Source organism: Albibacterium sp., from assembly GCF_035514885.1.
Classification (GTDB): Bacteria; Bacteroidota; Bacteroidia; order Sphingobacteriales; family Sphingobacteriaceae; genus Albibacterium.
In genome coordinates, this window is sequence record NZ_DATJCH010000012.1 from 341,475 (window position 1) to 356,725 (window position 15,251).

Below are 15,251 nucleotides of genomic sequence, written 5' to 3' on the forward strand. Positions count from 1 at the left end.
CAAAGATATAAAAAACGGATTCCTTTTGTAAAAATACTATCTTTGCAAACACTTTCAATTGCCGGTTTTTTTAATTAAATTTGCCCGGCAAAAAAGAACTCCAAAACAATTTTGCCATGCAGTTAGATCCTCAAAAATTCGTAGCAGAAGGCCTCACCTACGATGATGTATTATTAATACCGGCTTATTCAGAAGTTTTACCACGCGAAGTAGATACTAGTACCTATCTTACTAAAAAGATCCGACTAAATATTCCTTTGATTTCAGCAGCTATGGATACCATAACCGAGTCTGAACTTGCCATCGCATTGGCGCAGGCAGGCGGCATCGGAATGCTTCATAAAAACATGAGCATTGAGGCGCAGGCACTTGAAGTGCGTAAAGTTAAACGTTCTGAAAGTGGAATGATCCAGGATCCTGTTGTTTTGCATGAGAATGCAATTGTACAAGATGCTTTTAAGATCATGAAAGAGAACAAGATTGGTGGAATTCCGGTTGTTGATGGCAATGGAAAGCTGGTAGGTATTGTTACCAACAGAGATTTGCGCTTCCAGAAAGATATGAGCATTCCAATTGCTCAATTAATGACAAAAGACAATTTAGTAGTAGCGCCCGTTGGTACCGACTTGGTACAGGCAGAGGCTATTCTTGAAAACTATAAGATTGAAAAATTACCGGTAGTTGATAACGATGGTTATTTAGTTGGCTTAATTACTTTTAAAGATATTCAAAAGTTTAAGCACTATCCAAATGCTACAAAAGATGAGCATGGCCGTTTACGGGTTGGTGCGGCTGTAGGTGTAACTTACGATACAATAGAACGTATAACAGCTTTGGTAGATGCAGGTGTTGATGTGGTAACCATTGATACAGCACATGGCCATTCAAAAGGGGTAATTGATAAATTAAAAGAAGTAAAATCGAAATTCCCGAACCTACAGGTAATTGTTGGTAATGTGGCTACTGCAGAAGCAGCGATAGATCTTGCAGATGCTGGTGCGGATGCCGTAAAAGTTGGTATCGGACCTGGTTCTATTTGTACAACTCGAATCATTGCCGGTGTTGGAGTGCCGCAATTATATGCTGTTTACGAATGCGCAAAAGCCCTTAAAGGCCGTGGAGTTCCTATCATTGCAGATGGCGGAATTAAACAAACCGGTGATATTGCAAAAGCTATTGCATCAGGTGCAAGCACGATTATGGCAGGCTCACTGTTTGCAGGTATTGAGGAAGCTCCGGGTGAAACCATCATCTACGAAGGAAGAAGATTCAAATCATACCGAGGTATGGGTTCCATTGAAGCGATGGAGCAAGGATCAAAAGATCGTTATTTTCAGGATGCAGAAGACGACTTGAAGAAATTAGTTCCGGAAGGAATTGTTGGTAGAGTTCCTTACAAAGGTACCCTTGCTGAAGTGGTATATCAATATATTGGTGGTTTGAGAGCAAGCATGGGATACTGCGGTGCTGCCAGCATTGAAAAACTTCAGGAAGCTCGTTTCGTAAAGATCACCGGAGCTGGTTTACGTGAAAGCCATCCTCATAATATCGTGATCACAAAAGAAGCTCCAAATTATAGCCGATAACAGAAAGATTTATTGTATAATTTTAAAGCGAGGTATAAAGGTGTCGGCTCTTGTATGAGACTTCTTTATACCTCGCTTTACTTTTTAGTGCTATTGTAGAGTTATTCATGCGCTATATCAGTGCTTTTTTGGTCAAAATAGCGCAGATTCAACACTGTCAACCCTCATTAAGTATTCTGGAATGTAAAGCAAGGTATTAAGGAATCTCGAGCAAGGTATTCAAGATAGGTATATTTTCTAATTCCGAGATTCGGCAAAAGTTTTCCCCATTACGTTGACTAATGTTTTGCCTCCCCAGAAACCACTGGCAATCATCCGCCGGATGGTTAATAAAGGTTGGTTTTCGTCGCGTTTGGTAGAAAGGATAAAGGCAGTTCGTATTCCCCTTTTTTCAAGTTCGGGCAAAATTTCAGGGCTCCATAATCCAAATGGGTAGGCAAAATCAACTACTTTCTCGCCAACAATATCTTCTAATACCTTTTTGGGTTTCTCTAATTGGGTTATCCAGTCGTCTCCTTCGTATTTTTTAACATTATGATGATCCCAGGTGTGGTTGCCAATAGCGTTCCCATCATCAAATAATTCTCTTATCTGCTCTTTGCTCATATACCTTGGTCGGCCGATAGTAACGGTCATGATAAAATAAACACCTTTAAATCCGTACTGCTTTAAAACCGGGGCAGCATTCTCATATTGGGATAAATCGTTATCATCAAAAGTGAGCATCACCGGTTTTTCGGGTAGCTCGTCGCCATATACCAGGTAGTTGTAAAGCTGATCTGGTAGGATGGAAGTATAGCCGCTATCGGCCAACGCTTTTATCTGATCCTTAAATACATTGATTGGGGTGATATAATCTTTCGCACTTTTCGAGTCTTTTGCTGTCCAGTCTCTGATTTGATGATAGCAAAGGATGGGCACCTGCTTTTTTGCTAATATTTCTGCAGCACTTGCCATCTTTCTTTCTTTGATGGTATCTTCTGCTGGTTTTATTACATCGCTTAATTCATTATCTACCTTGTCGAGATCTCCTTTTATAATGCGGTCGGTTGCATTTTGAGATTGGCAGCTGCTTAAAATCAGAATCAAAATTAACCCTGATACATATTTGTTTAGTTTCATTTTCTGCAAAAATATTTTATGTAATATTAGTGATAAATAGCATTACTAGGATGTTAAAGGGTATTAATATTTAATCTATTTGTGAATATCTGGTGTCATTCATTTGAATTTAGACAGACAATTGGTATCTTAAATTTTCTTATTTTTGTTCGCAAATAACACGGTAAAAATGATAGAAGAAATAGAAGAAGTAGAAAAAGACGCACAGGAAGTGGAGCATGTTAAATGTTTGATTATTGGTTCAGGACCTGCGGGCTATACTGCGGCCATCTATGCTGCTCGGGCAGATTTGAAGCCTGTTTTATATACTGGAATTATTATTGGCGGACAATTGACCACCACCAATGATGTTGAAAATTACCCAGGTTATCCTGAAGGAATAACCGGTCCTTTAATGATGGAGGATTTCAGGAAGCAAGCAGAGCGCTTTGGAGCTCAAATACGTTTTGGCCATGTGTCTAAAGTAGACTTTACTGGTCCGGTGCATAAAGTTGAAGTGGATGGAGTAACAGTTATTACTGCTGATACAGTTATTATTGCAACGGGTGCGAGTGCTAAATGGTTAGGATTAGAAAGTGAGCAAAAATACAATGGTTTTGGTGTTTCCGCTTGTGCAGTTTGTGATGGCTTTTTCTTTAGGGGACAAGAGGTTGCAATTGTAGGAGCTGGTGATACTGCTGCCGAAGAGGCTACTTATTTGGCAAAGCTTTGTAAGAAAGTACATATGTTTGTTCGCCGTGATGAGTTTCGTGCTTCCAAAGTAATGCAACATCGCGTTTTAAATACACCTAATATTGAGATTTACTACAATACAGAAACGAAAGAGATTTTAGGTGATGGTTTGAATGTTACCGGAGTTAAGGTAATTAACAATCAAACTCTTCAGGAATCAACAATTGATGTAACCGGTTTCTTTGTTGCCATCGGTCATACACCTAATACAGAGCTCTTTGTTGACTGGGTTGATATGGAAAGTACTGGTTATCTGATTACGAAGGATAATAGTACACAGACGAATATTGAAGGGGTTTTTGCTTGTGGTGATGTACAGGATCATGTATTCAGACAAGCTGTAACGGCAGCAGGAACAGGCTGTATGGCAGCTTTAGAAGCAGAACGTTATTTGGCAGCAAAAGAACATGTGATTGCTTAAGGTAGCTTATCATCCCATATATGTACATCCTTTGCCAGAGGGGCATCGTTTCCCGATGGTTAAATACGAGCTGCTTTATAAGCAGCTTCTGTATCAGGGGGTATTTACAACGGATAATTTCTTTGAACCTGAAAAGGTAGATGAAGATCATGTTTTATTAGCCCATTCAGCTGATTATTGGAAGCGTTTGAAAGCAATGGAACTTAGTTACCAGGAAATTAGACGCATTGGTTTCCCTTTAACCGAACAGCTTATTGAACGTGAGCTTCGAATCGTTGAAGGCACGATATTAAGTAGTTTATCTGCCTTGAATGAAGGTGTTTCGTTTAATATTGCCGGTGGTACACATCATTCTGGAAGTAATTGGGGCGAAGGTTTTTGCTTGTTGAATGATCAGGCTATTGCTGCCGCTTATTTGCTGGACAAAAAACATAGCGAGAAAATATTAATTATTGATCTCGATGTTCACCAGGGAAACGGTACTGCCGAGATATTTCAGAATAATTGTCAGGTGTTTACGTTTTCAATGCATTGCCAGAATAATTTCCCATTCAAAAAAGAGGTTTCGGATTTGGATGTGGGTTTGCCCGATAAAACTGGTGATGATAAATACCTGGAGCTGCTGGATTTTCATTTAAAGAGTTTGTTTTCAAGAGAACAACCTGATTTTGTATTTTATTTATCGGGAGTTGATATTCTTGCTTCAGATAAATTGGGTAAGTTATCTGTTTCAGAGGAGGGTTGTCAGCAGCGGGATTCGTTGGTATTTCAGTATTGTAAAGAATATAAAGTACCTGTACAAGTAAGTATGGGAGGGGGTTATTCCCCTCAGCTTCGGGCAATTGTAGATGCACATTGCAATACATTTAAGCAGGCTTTAAGGGTTTTTTAAAAATGCATTAAAATATTTTGTTAATGCATTTCGTTTAAGTATATTTGCGCCCTAATTAGCAGAGAACAAGTATACAATCATATAAAAAATACAATGAAAAAAGATTTGCATCCATCAAGCTATAGACCAGTTGTTTTTAAGGACATGTCAAATGAATATGCCTTCTTAACCAAGTCTTGCATTGATACCAAAGAGACTATTCAGTGGGAAGACGGAAATGAATATCCATTGGTTAAATTAGAAATTTCTCACACTTCACATCCATTCTACACTGGAAAAATGAAGTTAATTGATACCGCGGGACGTATTGATAAATTCCGTACTCGTTACAATAAAAAGTAAACGCATTTTTGAATAAAAGGAGAGTCCCGGTTAATGTTTCCGGGACTTTTTTAATTTTATTGAAATCCGATTAGTTATTACTCAATAGATAATGGCATGCAAATAGTTCTTTATGATAACGATTTAAGTCGTAAAAAGCTCTATCCTTTAGCATTGACCCGCCCTGTTTCTAATTTAAGGGTAGGTATATTAACTATTGACGAAAAATGGAGAAAATATTTTAATGTACCTGTATCTTTTGTTACAGAAGATCATCTAATAGAAAAATATCCATTAAATAAAGATGTGACGGGTGCCGTTTTACTTATCCGGGGAAATATTCTTCCAGATGAAAAGCTTTGTGAACATATCCGTGCTTTGAGCTTAGGTGAAGCATTGGTTTGGCAGGAAGAGCTTATTGCATTTAAAACGGAAGTATCTGACCTTGCTGTGCTTTCATCTTTCCATTTTAAAGATCTGGATACAGAGGATATTAAACTGGTTTATTATCAGGAATCAATAAATAGGATTGAACATCCTGAAGATATTTTTAAGAATAACGGAGAGGCGATTAAAAATGATTTCGAGCTTTTAACAAAGGGGAGAGTTTCTGCTCCTTTAAGTAAAACGAATCATGTTTTAGGAGATTATCCAATCTTTTTGGAAGAGGGTGTTAATGCTGAATTTGCAAGTTTTAACACCAGTAATGGTCCTATATACCTGGGTAATTCCAGTCAGGTATGGGAAGGAAGTCATATTCGCGGTCCTTTTGCTTTAGGCGATCATTCCATTGTAAAAATGGGTACCCGGATTTATAGCAATGTTAGTGTCGGACCTTATTGCACGGTGGGAGGTGAGTTAAATACCAGCGTTATTTGGGGGAATTCAAATAAAGGACACGATGGTTATATGGGAAGTTCTGTTGTTGGAGAATGGTGTAACTGGGGCGCAGATAGCAACAATTCCAATATGAAAAACAACTTCAAGAATGTGCGTTTGTATGACTATGAGCTGGAGGATTTTCGGGATACAGGCTTGCAGTTTTGCGGTGTTATTATGGGCGATTATGGCCGCTGTGCTATTAATACGGCCTTTAATACAGGTACTGTTATTGGGGTGAGTGTGAGTGTGTTTGGTGTCGGCATACCACCTGCTTTTATTCCTGATTTTTCATGGGGAAGCAGAGATGGCTTTACAAGCTATGAGATGGAAAAAATGTTTCAGACAGCTGAATTGTTTTTTCAAAGGCGTAGTTGTAAATTTGACGAAATTGAAAAAAATCTGCTTAAATCAGTATATGACTTAACAGAAAACTATAGAAATTATTAAATTATTTAAAACATGAGAAATAAAATCGTTGCTGGTAATTGGAAAATGAATCTTGACTATCAAGAAGGAATTAGTTTGTTTTCAGAAATTCTTAATATGGTAGGAGATGAAACAAGAGGCAATCAACAAGTAATTGTTTGCAGTCCTTTTATCCATTTATACAACATTGCCCAACAATCGAAGGACTCTAGCAATGTTTTTGTAGGAGCACAAAACATTCATCAAAACGATAGTGGTGCTTATACAGGAGAAATTTCTGCAAGTCAGGTTAAGTCTACCGGCGCCTCCTATGTTATTTTGGGCCATTCAGAACGTCGTGCATATTTCGGTGAAGATGAAAAATTGCTTGAAGTAAAATTGAATCAAGCTTTAAAGAACGGGTTGAATCCTATTTTCTGTATCGGTGAAACAAAAGACGAAAGGGAATCAGGTGAATTCTGGGATATTTTGGCGAAACAATTAAAAGAAACGGTATTTCTTTTATCGAATGAAGACTTTGCAAAGGTTGTACTTGCTTATGAGCCGGTTTGGGCTATCGGTACTGGTTTAACAGCTACACCAGAACAAGCACAAGAAGTTCATGCTTTTATTCGCGAAGAAATTGCCAAAAACTTTAATCAGGAGATTGCGGATAATACAAGCATCTTATATGGAGGAAGTTGTAATCCTAAGAATGCTGCTGAGTTGTTCTCGCAAGCTGATATTGATGGGGGCTTAATTGGCGGAGCTTCTTTAAAATCAAGAGATTTTCTTGATATTATAAACGTATTTAACGGCCGTTAAAACGGTCATACATAATCGATGAAATACTTAGAATTCGATTTTAATTGTAATCCCTCACAGGGCTGGCAACAAGATCTATTGATCGATAGACTTGGTGATACTGGATTTGATACTTTTGAGCAAACGGAGGAGGGGTTTAAAGCTTACATTCCGGAGCCTAATTTTAATCCCATTGATCTGGAAACCGTTCTATTGAATTTAGACAGTGACTTTCAGGTAAGCTATAAATTGTCTTCGATTGCTCCGCAGAATTGGAATACATTGTGGGAGAGTAACTTTCAGCCAATCTTTATTAAAGATCAGGTATATGTTCGAGCAACTTTCCATGACGTTCGGCCAGATTATCCCATTGAGATTTTAATAGATCCGAAAATGGCTTTCGGAACAGGCCATCATCAAACAACAAGTTTGATGATGGAATATATTCTGGAGGAAAGCTTGGAAGGTAAATCTATATTGGATATTGGATGTGGGACCGGCATACTCGGGATACTTGCGTCAAAACTTTTGGCGAAGAACATTGTTTCCATTGATAACGATTCAATTTGTGTGGAAAGTTCGAAGGAAAATAAGCAACTAAATAATATCAGCAATATGAAAGTTCTGGAAGGATCTGTTTCGGCAATTCCTAACCAGCACTTTGATGTTATATTGGCTAATATTAACAGAAATATATTATTAGAACATCTTTATTATTATTCGCAGGCCATGGTGCCAGGGGGTAACTTGTTTCTAAGTGGTTTTTATCAAGGTGAAGATCTCGATCTATTGGAAAAAGAGGCGAGTAAATACGGTTTTGAATTTTTAGGTTATAAGACACGCGACAATTGGGTTGCAGCAAAATTTATATTTAATAAAGAAAATTAACTCTATGCGTGTTCATTTTATTGCTATTGGTGGAAGTATTATGCATAACCTGGCGATAGCTCTGAGTAATAAGGGTTATATAGTTAGCGGTTCTGACGATTATATTTACGAACCAGCCCATTCAAATTTGTTTGAACAGGGTTTATTACCTCGTGATAAGGGGTGGTTTCCAGAAAAGATTACCAGTGAGTTAGATGCAGTTATTTTAGGAATGCATGCAAAGGCAGATAATCCTGAATTAATTAAAGCGAAGGAATTAGGATTAACAGTTTATTCTTATCCTGAATTTATATACGAACAATCTGTTAATAAGTTGCGGGTGGTAATAGGTGGTAGTTATGGAAAAACTACAATTACTTCCATGATTATGCATGTTCTGAATGAATTAGGGCGCGAATTTGATTATGTGGTAGGAGCAAAGCTTAAGGGCTTTGAAAATATGGTGCGTATATCGAAAGATGCCCCGATTATTATTATCGAAGGTGATGATAATTTCGCATCTGTTGAAGATAAAAGACCTAAATTTCTACTGTATAAGGCTAATATTGCTTTAATAAGTGGGATAGCCTGGGATCATGTTGATATTTACCCGACTTTTGAAAGTTACTTGGGTCAGTTTAAACTCTTTATGGAGAGTATAGCACCAAAAGGAACTTTAATTTACAATAAGGAAGATAAACGTGTTCAGGAATTGGTTTCTGAGAATAACTCACGGATCAATAAACATGGTTATCGTACGCCGGAATTTACGATCAATAAGGGTCAGACGTCTGTAAGTACACCTGAGGGTGAAATTCCAATTCAGGTATTTGGCCGACATAATCTTTCGAATTTAGCAGCTGCTTATACTGTTTGTGAATGGTTAGGGATTAGTCGAAAGGACTTTTTTAGAATAATCCAGTCTTTTAAAGGTGCTTCCAGGAGGTTGGAATTTGTAACAAGTAATAGCGAGAGTGTAGTTTATAAAGATTTTGCTCATACACCATCGAAAGTAAAAGCTTCCATTCAAGCAGTAAAAGAGCAATATCCAGATAAAACGCTGGTAGCTATTATGGAACTGCCATCTAACGTGAATCTAAATGAGGATTTTCTATCCGAATATAAGGATACTATGAATAAGGCGGATATTCCTTTGATTTTTATTAATCAGGAAACATTCAAACAAAAGAATCTGATTCCTCTTAGTGATAGTTTATTAAGAGGTGCTTTTAATAATGAAGACATTGTTTGCTTTAATACGATTCATAGTTTGAAGAGATATTTGCAAGGAATCGATTCTAAAGGTAAGAACTTGCTCATTATGAGTTCAGGTAATTTCGGAGGAATTAGCTTAGTTAACTTTGCAGAAGAATTTATTTCTTAATTCGAGTAGTTTATTTCTCAATTAGTTAATAGTATCTTTGTAAAGATATTATGTGAATTGACGCGAGTATAACAAAAACACACATAAAGGTTAAAATATGAAAAGTCTAGGAAAAAAAATAAGGCTATTAAGACATCAACGTGGCTGGAGCCAAGAGGATGTTGCGAAACGCTTGGATATCTCAATTCCTGCATTTTCTAAAATAGAAACCGGTATAACAGACGTGAATCTATCACGATTAGATCAAATTTCTCAATTATTTGATTTGAGTATTGTACAGCTTCTTACTTATAATGATGCGGAGGACCAGAAAAAGTATAATACAGAACTTGAGCTGGCAAAAGGGAAGATTAAAGACTGTGAAGATCAGATTATCGGTCTACAAAAAAAGATAATCGACCTTTACGAAGAGCTTCGTAAGGTTAAAGGAAATTAATCTAAAAGAACCTAGGGTATAATTTCCCATTATTCTAGGTTCTTTTAAAGATTCTTGATGGATTAAAAATCGTCGTCATCGTCGTCATCGAATCCACCTAGGTCATCGAATTCGTCAAAATCCTCTAATTCCATTTCGTCGTCAAATTCATTGAATGAATCGATGTTCGAATCTTTTTTTTTGAACACCTCTGATTTTTTATCAGCTTGTACAGTCTTTCCCGGCGTTTTCATAAATTAGTCAAATTTTTTATTGTTACCTGTTTCGATTATAAAAGTACAAAGTATTTAAAATATTTTCCTAAAATATTATTGATTTTTATTCTTCAGAATTTCCAATAAAATTCTCCTCTGAAACGATCTCTTTTAGCTTTGGTAAGTCAGCTTTTGAATGGATTCCAAAGTGGTCTAAAAATAAAGGACTTGTGCCATAAAGAATGGGTTTGCCTAGGGCATCCGACTTCCCCAGAATGATGATCAGTTCTTTTTCTAAAAGCATTCTGATTGAATAATCGCAGTTAACTCCTCTGATCTGTTCAACTTCAAGCTTGGTAATAGGTTCTCGGTAGGCAATAATGGCCAGAGTTTCTAAGGCTGCCTGACTTAATTTTTTCTTAGAACGATGTATTTGTAATTGATTGATAACCGGATAATACGTGGCTTTGCTTAAGAATTGGAAGCCATTATTTAAACGGAATAAGCCGATTGCCAGGTCTTCCTGACTGTATTTGCTTTCAATCCTATCGATATGCTTATCGATTTCTTCAACAGCTAGATCTGTATTGAATGTATTTTGAAGGATGGTTTGTATCTCTGAAGAAGAAATACTTTGCTCTGAGGCAAAGATTAAGGCTTCGATATGCTGCTCTAGCTGATTGATCATTTAAATCAATAATCTATAACTTGTTCTTCCATATGGGCAGGTGTTTCGCGCCATTGGTATCGCTGGTTTCTTAACTGCGCCTCAAATCCGGCCTCTATTATTGCATTCTGTATGCTTTGTGAGGTAAAACGATGTGGAGCACCTGCAGCGGATACCACATTTTCCTCAATCATAATTGAACCAAAATCATTTGCGCCTGCATGCAGACAAACCTGTGCCGTTTTCTTACCAACAGTTAACCACGATGCCTGGATATTTTTAATGTTAGGCAACATAATTCTGCTTAATGCGATCATCCGGATGTATTCTTCGCTGGTTGTTGTATTGCTTATGCCACGTACTTTTTTAAGTAAAGTTCCGTCATCTTGAAATGGCCAGGGGATGAAAGCAATAAAGCCATCGCTTTCAGCAGGTTTCTTTTCTTGAACTTCACGGATCCATACAAGGTGTTCAAAGCGTTCTTCAATGGTTTCTATGTGTCCGAACATCATGGTAGCAGAAGACGATATGTTTAGCTGATGTGCTGCTTCCATGATCTTCAACCATTCTTGTCCGCCACATTTACCCTTCGAGATCAGCCTTCTAACCCGATCGTTTAATATTTCGGCTCCTGCACCCGGTAAAGAGTCAAGTCCGGATTCTTTTAACGCTTTTAATACTTCGGTATGGCTTAATCCTTCTAATTTACAAACGTGAGCCACTTCCGGAGGGCCTAAAGCATGTAATTTTAAAGTAGGATAAAGCTCTTTTAACTGCTTAAACAGATTGGTATAAAAGGATAGTCCTAAATCAGGATGATGGCCTCCCTGGAGTAATAATTGATCGCCACCAAAGCGGAATGTTTCCTCTATTTTTTGCTTATAAGTTTCTATGTCTGTAACATAGGTATCTGGATGACCCGGACGACGAAAGAAATTACAGAACTTACAGTTTGCTATGCAGACATTGGTTGTGTTCACATTTCTATCTATCTGCCAGGTTACTTTTCCGTGAGGTACCTGAATTTTACGAAGCTCATTAGCCGTAAAAGTTAATTCAGCGGTAGATGCATTATTATATAGATAAACACCCTCTTCTTGTGTTAAGAATTCAAATCTCAGGGCTCTCTCCAACAGTTGTTTTATATCCATCACTACAAATATACACAGCTTTAAATGAAAGGCAAAGCAAAAGTATTCTTAGTCTGTTATCTAAAAGTCAAGCTTTAGTTGAGTGGCAGGGCCCTTAACGGTCATTCCATTATATTTCCATGATTCATTGCGCTCTTTTTGAATCAGATCTTCAAATCTATCATTGGGTTGAAAGTCTTTTTCCATTTCGGTAGCAACCTTGGAGAGATTCTTTAATGCCTGATTCTTATCATTGAAGCCTAATTTTGCTTTTTGCAGTGCGGCTTCCAGCTGTTGTATTGTTTCGTCGTATATTTTTAAAGGAACGGGGAAGGGGTGACCATCTTTTCCTCCATGTGCAAAAGAAAATCGGGCGGGATCATCAAAACGAGTTGTTGTTCCATGAATAATTTCACTAACCAATGCTAATGACTGAATGGTTCTCGGTCCAGCCCCGTCTAATAATAATAAAGACTCCATGTCATTCACTTCAATATTCTGTGCAAGTGTTAAAATTGATCCTAAACGCTTTAGATTAACATCTTTCTCTCTGACATCATGATGTGAAGGCATGCATAATGTTTTTATTTCTTTTAATAAATGGGACGGCTCTTCCTTTAACAGTTGAAGCATTTCTGACTTTATTGATGTTGCAGCTTTATCTGTAAGGTTGAGGATTTTTCCCTGGTTCTTTCCGTAAATAAATTGGTGGGGTTCTTCTGTAAATGATTTTATACTTGGAGAATGCCAGTGATACCTTCTGGCCATCCTGTTATTTGTATTCATCCCTTGTTGAATAACAGCCCATTCTCCTTCATCAGTTAAAACAAAAGAATGTAAATAAAGCTGGAATCCATCTTGTATGGCATTATTGTCCACTCTGGCAGAAAGCCTGCTCGCACGAATAAGGTTTTCGCCTGCCAAACCCGTTCTATTTGCAATGGCCGTTATTTCTGAAGGAGTTTTCAGCGAATGTTTGCCCCTTCCGCCACAAACATAAATACCTAATTCATTTGAACGTATATTGATGGATTTCTTAAGTGCACCCATTACCGAAGTGGTGATGCCTGATGAATGCCAATCCATGCCCATAACGCAGCCTAAAGATTGAAACCAGCATGGGTCGCTTAACTTTTGCAATAAGGTGTTTTTGCCATACTCTAATACAATTGCTTCTGCAATAGCACCACCTAATTTACTCATTCTTTCGGCTAACCATATAGGTACTTTACCATAATGTAAAGGCAAGTCTGCCTGTCCGCTTCTCATGTTGTAAAATTACTAATTAAATTAGTTTTTTTGTAAAAACCTTAGTAAGAAATTTCTGTTGTTTGAAATGCCAGCATTATGAAGGTCAGAATGCTAATAAATCAAAAAACATGAAGAAGCATTATTCTTGGTTATATCGTAACAGTTTATCGTTAGTCTTTGTATGTTTATTCCTTATAACTCTTATTGCTCAGGCGATAACCGGATTTAAGGTACATAATTCAGATTTGGAAGATGCCGCTATGGCTACTTTATCTTTTAAGGAGTATTTGAATAGCGGTCACTTTATCTCAGCTACTTTTGAGAACTTTGAGAGTGAGTTCCTTCAAATGGCTTTATACGTGGTTCTCACTATTAGCTTAAGGCAGATAGGGTCATCCGAATCAAAGAAAATAGGGGTTAAGGAACCGGTTGATAGAGAGCCTAAGCCTTCACCAGATGCTCCATGGCCTGTAAGAAAAGGTGGTTGGATTTTAAAACTCTATAGCCATTCTTTATCTCTTTGTTTCTTGATATTGTTTCTCATAAGTTGGGTTATGCATTTTTACGGAAGTTGGCAAGATTACAATATCGAAGAGAAAATGGATGGAAAGGCAGAACTTACCATGTCAATGTATATTTCTGAACCAACTTTCTGGTTTGAAACCTTTCAAAATTGGCAAAGTGAATTTTTATCAGTCACAGCGATCGTGGTGTTGACCATCTTTTTACGGCAAAAAGGTTCACCGAATCTAAGCCTGTAGATACACCCTATTTGGAAACCGAAGAGTAAAGAGAATTTACATAAAATAAATTCTTATTTTTGCAACCAATTATGGATAGGAAAGTAGCTTTTTATACATTAGGTTGTAAACTTAATTTTTCAGAAACTTCTTCGATTGGCAGATTATTTCAGGATGCTGGATATGAGCCTGTTGCTTTTAATGAAAAAGCAGATGTGTATGTAATTAATACATGCTCTGTAACAGATCATGCTGATAAAAAGTGTAGAAAGGTTGTAAAAGAAGCTTTAAAGTATTCGCCGGGTGCATATATAACCATTGTAGGTTGCTATGCACAATTGAAGCCGAAAGAGATTTCAGAAATTGAAGGTGTGGATATGGTACTGGGTGCTGCAGAAAAGTTTAACATTATTGAGCATATCAATGAGCTAACGAAGCAACCCAAAGCGATTATCCATAATCAACCTATTTCTGAAACAAATATTTTTGTTCCAGCCTTTTCTATTGGCGATCGTACTCGCACCTTTTTAAAGGTTCAGGATGGTTGCGATTATTCTTGTACTTTTTGTACCATTCCTCTGGCAAGAGGAGCAAGCAGAAGTGGAAAGATTTCTGATATTGTAAAACAGGCTGAAGAAATTGCCGCATCTGGAATTAAGGAGATTGTACTAACCGGTGTAAATATTGGTGATTTTGGATTGCAGAATGGTGAACGTAAAGAAAATTTCCTAGACCTGATTAAAGCTCTGGACACAGTAGAAGGGGTTAATAGATTTAGAATATCTTCTATTGAACCTAATTTATTATCGGATGAGGTAATTCGTTTTGTTGCTTCATCTAAGCGTTTTGTTCCGCATTTTCATATGCCTCTTCAGTCTGGATCTAATAGAATATTGGGTCTGATGAGACGCAGATATAAACGTGAATTATATACAGAGCGTGTAAATACGATAAAATCTTTGATGCCTGACTGCTGCATAGGGGTTGATGTTATTGTTGGCTTCCCGGGAGAAACAAGAGAAGACTTTTTAGAGACTTATCAGTTTTTAAATGAATTACCGATTTCATATCTACATGTTTTCACCTATTCAGAAAGAGAAAATACGATAGCCGCGCAAATGGAAGGTTCTGTACCCGGTGCCAGCAGATCTGAAAGAAGTAAAATGTTGCATATACTATCTGAGAAGAAACGTCGTTTGTTTTATGAACAGCAACTTGGCAAACAGGTTGAAATACTCTTTGAAGGCGATCAAAAGAATGGTTTGATGCATGGGTTTTCATCAAACTATGTTAAGGTTGAAACTCCTTATGATCCACTTCTGATTAATGAAGTTATTGAAGCGAAACTTTTATCTATTAGTGAAGAGAACCATGTTAAGATTCAACAGCTTACTGAAACTTTTATTCATTAGCTTTT

At 37.3% G+C, this 15,251-nt stretch carries 16 protein-coding genes; 11 read left to right on the forward strand and 5 right to left on the reverse strand.

The window, feature by feature from the left end; genetic code table 11:
* Positions 1–116 precede the first annotated feature (116 nt).
* Positions 117–1,586, forward strand: coding sequence for an IMP dehydrogenase (guaB, locus tag VL047_RS05375; protein WP_325359545.1), 1,470 nt, complete (start codon positions 117–119; stop codon positions 1,584–1,586).
* A gap of 237 nt (positions 1,587–1,823) precedes the next feature.
* Here guaB and VL047_RS05380 read toward each other — a convergent pair whose 3' ends face one another.
* On the reverse strand, positions 1,824–2,708 hold the full coding sequence (locus VL047_RS05380) for a polysaccharide deacetylase family protein (protein WP_325359071.1): 885 nt from the start codon (positions 2,706–2,708) through the stop codon (positions 1,824–1,826).
* Positions 2,709–2,877: 169 nt separating this feature from the next.
* On the opposite strand from VL047_RS05380, the gene trxB reads away from it, so the two are divergent.
* The 8 genes from trxB (at position 2,878) to VL047_RS05420 (ending at position 9,852) form a co-directional block, all read left to right on the forward strand.
* Positions 2,878–3,861: a thioredoxin-disulfide reductase gene (gene trxB, locus VL047_RS05385; RefSeq protein ID WP_325359072.1), complete on the forward strand. Its 984-nt coding sequence runs from the start codon at positions 2,878–2,880 to the stop codon at positions 3,859–3,861.
* On the forward strand, positions 3,854–4,753 hold the full coding sequence (locus VL047_RS05390) for a histone deacetylase (protein ID WP_325359073.1): 900 nt from the start codon (positions 3,854–3,856) through the stop codon (positions 4,751–4,753). Before trxB ends, VL047_RS05390 begins: the two co-directional genes overlap by 8 nt.
* 93 nt (positions 4,754–4,846) lie before the next feature.
* Complete coding sequence (locus tag VL047_RS05395; RefSeq protein WP_325359074.1) at positions 4,847–5,095, forward strand: type B 50S ribosomal protein L31; 249 nt, start codon at positions 4,847–4,849, stop codon at positions 5,093–5,095.
* Between the two features lie 96 nt (positions 5,096–5,191).
* A complete protein-coding gene (locus VL047_RS05400; RefSeq protein ID WP_325359075.1) occupies positions 5,192–6,403 on the forward strand; it encodes a putative sugar nucleotidyl transferase in 1,212 nt (403 codons plus the stop codon).
* A gap of 12 nt (positions 6,404–6,415) precedes the next feature.
* Positions 6,416–7,186, forward strand: coding sequence for a triose-phosphate isomerase (tpiA, locus tag VL047_RS05405; RefSeq protein WP_325359076.1), 771 nt, complete (start codon positions 6,416–6,418; stop codon positions 7,184–7,186).
* A gap of 18 nt (positions 7,187–7,204) precedes the next feature.
* On the forward strand, positions 7,205–8,053 hold the full coding sequence (gene prmA / locus VL047_RS05410; RefSeq protein ID WP_325359077.1) for a 50S ribosomal protein L11 methyltransferase: 849 nt from the start codon (positions 7,205–7,207) through the stop codon (positions 8,051–8,053).
* 4 nt (positions 8,054–8,057) lie between these two features.
* Positions 8,058–9,416: a UDP-N-acetylmuramate--L-alanine ligase gene (locus tag VL047_RS05415; protein WP_325359078.1), complete on the forward strand. Its 1,359-nt coding sequence runs from the start codon at positions 8,058–8,060 to the stop codon at positions 9,414–9,416.
* A gap of 97 nt (positions 9,417–9,513) precedes the next feature.
* Positions 9,514–9,852: a helix-turn-helix transcriptional regulator gene (locus VL047_RS05420; protein WP_325359079.1), complete on the forward strand. Its 339-nt coding sequence runs from the start codon at positions 9,514–9,516 to the stop codon at positions 9,850–9,852.
* 62 nt (positions 9,853–9,914) lie between these two features.
* On the opposite strand, the gene VL047_RS05425 is transcribed toward VL047_RS05420, so the two are convergent.
* The 4 genes from VL047_RS05425 to VL047_RS05440 all read right to left on the reverse strand — a co-directional run bounded on the left by VL047_RS05425 (position 9,915) and on the right by VL047_RS05440 (position 13,112).
* Entirely contained in the window at positions 9,915–10,085 is a 171-nt protein-coding gene (locus VL047_RS05425; protein ID WP_325359080.1) for a hypothetical protein, read from the reverse strand.
* A gap of 85 nt (positions 10,086–10,170) precedes the next feature.
* Positions 10,171–10,734: an SMC-Scp complex subunit ScpB gene (gene scpB / locus VL047_RS05430; protein WP_325359081.1), complete on the reverse strand. Its 564-nt coding sequence runs from the start codon at positions 10,732–10,734 to the stop codon at positions 10,171–10,173.
* 5 nt (positions 10,735–10,739) lie between these two features.
* Positions 10,740–11,864, reverse strand: coding sequence for a cyclic dehypoxanthinyl futalosine synthase (gene mqnC / locus VL047_RS05435; protein WP_325359082.1), 1,125 nt, complete (start codon positions 11,862–11,864; stop codon positions 10,740–10,742).
* A gap of 60 nt (positions 11,865–11,924) precedes the next feature.
* Entirely contained in the window at positions 11,925–13,112 is a 1,188-nt protein-coding gene (locus VL047_RS05440) for a DUF763 domain-containing protein (RefSeq protein WP_325359083.1), read from the reverse strand.
* A 110-nt stretch (positions 13,113–13,222) separates the two neighbouring features.
* Between VL047_RS05440 and VL047_RS05445 the strand changes: the two genes are divergently transcribed.
* Together VL047_RS05445 and mtaB are read left to right on the forward strand one after the other, a co-directional pair.
* Positions 13,223–13,855, forward strand: coding sequence for a DUF6766 family protein (locus VL047_RS05445; RefSeq protein WP_325359084.1), 633 nt, complete (start codon positions 13,223–13,225; stop codon positions 13,853–13,855).
* Between the two features lie 71 nt (positions 13,856–13,926).
* Entirely contained in the window at positions 13,927–15,246 is a 1,320-nt protein-coding gene (mtaB, locus tag VL047_RS05450; RefSeq protein ID WP_325359085.1) for a tRNA (N(6)-L-threonylcarbamoyladenosine(37)-C(2))-methylthiotransferase MtaB, read from the forward strand.
* Positions 15,247–15,251: the final 5 nt, after the last annotated feature.

Excerpts from the sequence above, each read along its gene's own strand:
- guaB (WP_325359545.1), top strand. The coding sequence starts at position 117 with ATGCAGTTAGATCCTCAAAAATTCGTAGCAGAAGGCCTCACCTACGAT.
- VL047_RS05380 (WP_325359071.1), bottom strand. The coding sequence starts at position 2,708 with ATGAAACTAAACAAATATGTATCAGGGTTAATTTTGATTCTGATTTTA.
- trxB (WP_325359072.1), top strand. The coding sequence starts at position 2,878 with ATGATAGAAGAAATAGAAGAAGTAGAAAAAGACGCACAGGAAGTGGAG.
- VL047_RS05395 (WP_325359074.1), top strand. The coding sequence starts at position 4,847 with ATGAAAAAAGATTTGCATCCATCAAGCTATAGACCAGTTGTTTTTAAG.
- VL047_RS05400 (WP_325359075.1), top strand. The coding sequence starts at position 5,192 with ATGCAAATAGTTCTTTATGATAACGATTTAAGTCGTAAAAAGCTCTAT.
- tpiA (WP_325359076.1), top strand. The coding sequence starts at position 6,416 with ATGAGAAATAAAATCGTTGCTGGTAATTGGAAAATGAATCTTGACTAT.
- prmA (WP_325359077.1), top strand. The coding sequence starts at position 7,205 with ATGAAATACTTAGAATTCGATTTTAATTGTAATCCCTCACAGGGCTGG.
- VL047_RS05415 (WP_325359078.1), top strand. The coding sequence starts at position 8,058 with ATGCGTGTTCATTTTATTGCTATTGGTGGAAGTATTATGCATAACCTG.
- VL047_RS05420 (WP_325359079.1), top strand. The coding sequence starts at position 9,514 with ATGAAAAGTCTAGGAAAAAAAATAAGGCTATTAAGACATCAACGTGGC.
- VL047_RS05425 (WP_325359080.1), bottom strand. The coding sequence starts at position 10,085 with ATGAAAACGCCGGGAAAGACTGTACAAGCTGATAAAAAATCAGAGGTG.
- scpB (WP_325359081.1), bottom strand. The coding sequence starts at position 10,734 with ATGATCAATCAGCTAGAGCAGCATATCGAAGCCTTAATCTTTGCCTCA.
- mqnC (WP_325359082.1), bottom strand. The coding sequence starts at position 11,864 with ATGGATATAAAACAACTGTTGGAGAGAGCCCTGAGATTTGAATTCTTA.
- VL047_RS05440 (WP_325359083.1), bottom strand. The coding sequence starts at position 13,112 with ATGAGAAGCGGACAGGCAGACTTGCCTTTACATTATGGTAAAGTACCT.
- VL047_RS05445 (WP_325359084.1), top strand. The coding sequence starts at position 13,223 with ATGAAGAAGCATTATTCTTGGTTATATCGTAACAGTTTATCGTTAGTC.
- mtaB (WP_325359085.1), top strand. The coding sequence starts at position 13,927 with ATGGATAGGAAAGTAGCTTTTTATACATTAGGTTGTAAACTTAATTTT.